We start from the raw sequence: 1,799 nt of genomic DNA, 5'->3' as shown, positions 1-1,799 counted from the left end.
GTTTCCGCTAATTTATTCAAACTAGCCTGTACTTTGGCACTATTTTGCAGATAATCCGTCATATGCGCTTGGGCTTGATCAGGCGTCGAGTACTGTTGCTGTTCATCAATCCAATCTTGAATTAATTGCGTCAAATAATCATAATCCACCAAGACGACTGAACCAACGGCTAGGGAAAAGTCTAAGGCAGCTAATTCTTCGGGGACTATCTCAGGCTTTAGCTTAGTAACCGCCGCTTTAATCCGCAGATATTTACCCGTATAGGATTCTACTTCGGGCTGAGCAATACCAAAAGTCTTTTCGCTGTTCTCCCAAGTGAAATCGTTGTACATGGATAAGGAATTCAATTGCTGATTCACTTGGCGAAAGGCTTTCACAAACTGTACCTTGGCAGTGGTTCCTTTCAGGTCATCGGCCGCCGTCGGCGTTTGAGCAATGGCTTTTAAAGCGACCACGGCCTTTTGAAATTTTAAGACAGCCTGCTGATAAGTGGGACGAATGATGACATTAAAAGAGCCTTCGCCACTATATAACTTGTAAGCTTCACGTTCATTCGCTTCCATGATTGCCGGCACCCGAAAGGTCACAATTTGGCCTTCTTGTTTTAATTCCCGGTTTTGGAGCCGGTTGGTGCGTGAGTAGGCTTGAATAAGTTCTTGATAGGCTAAGGTGCGGTCAACAAAGAGCGTGTTTAGCCGAGGGGCATCAAAGCCTGTTAATAAACGGCGTACGACAATCACTAAATTTATTTCTTGATCCGTTTGTAAATGAGCAAAGACCGCCTCACGCCGAGCAGCCCGTTTTGCGACATCTTCGTTATAGAGATTCAGATCGGCTAAATCAAAATTAGTGTGATACTGCTGATTATAATCTTTTAAAATGGTGGCCATTTGGTCATGTTTGTGCGCACTCTGATCTTCGTTTTCACTTAATGAATAAGTAATCGCAATCCGGGGCCAATCAGGATCTAGCTGATTGTGAGTAGTCTTTTTAGCGGCTTTAAAGGCTTGATAATAGCGTTGCGCCATTTCAATGGAACTGGTGGTCAAAATAGCATTGTAGTTGCCATGACCCAAACTTGTTTTACGCGGGCCTTTTTGTAAAATATATTGAACAACTTGGTTAATATGTTCATCGGTCTCAAAGTCAGCCGGAGTTAAATACGTTTCTTCCAAGTCCTTTACTGACATCGCTTGAATCTTGGCTTGAATTTTCGCTTCATCAGCCGTACTAAGCAGGCGGCCTTGCTTATCACGACGCGCTTTGACGCGCTGAGTTTCTTTTTCGAGGGCCCGGGTTATTAACGTGTCTTTCCCGATCGTCGTTACGTGTTCCACGTTAAACGGTAACACGGCTTGGTCCTCTAAGGCGTCTCGCAAGTTATAAACATGACAGACTTTACCAAATAGCTCCTCCGTCGTAACTGCTAGATCACCTTTGAGCTGTTTCTTATTTTCATTAAAAATGGGGGTGCCAGTGTAACCATACCAGTTACTATTGATAAACGCTGCTCGAATTTCCTTTTGCATCTTACCAAACTGCGACCGGTGGGCTTCGTCAACAAAGAAGATCACCCTTTGCTTTAAAGTCTTACTAAAGCGGGATTGCTTACCGGTTGCCAGCTGGGCTTGCGTTTTTTTGACCGCCCGATGGAGCTTTTGAATCGAGGTGACCAAGACCTTACCGTCATTTTGTTGCAACTTACGCATTAAATCACCGGTATTTTGGGCTTCGTTAATGGCAATATCGTCATTGGCAGCATAGGCACTAAAGTTGCTGGTTGTCTGTTCGTCTAAATC

General features: G+C 44.1%; 1 protein-coding gene. It reads right to left on the bottom strand.

Annotated elements, in window-relative coordinates:
- On the bottom strand, window positions 1-1,799 hold a 1,799-nt coding region (locus EKM99_RS15605; RefSeq protein WP_164511627.1), incomplete at both ends, for a type I restriction endonuclease subunit R, EcoR124 family.

The sequence above is a fragment of the Levilactobacillus cerevisiae genome (assembly GCF_003946245.1).
Lineage (GTDB): Bacteria > Bacillota > Bacilli > Lactobacillales > Lactobacillaceae > Levilactobacillus > Levilactobacillus cerevisiae.
This window is presented reverse-complemented; position numbering and strand designations above follow the sequence as displayed.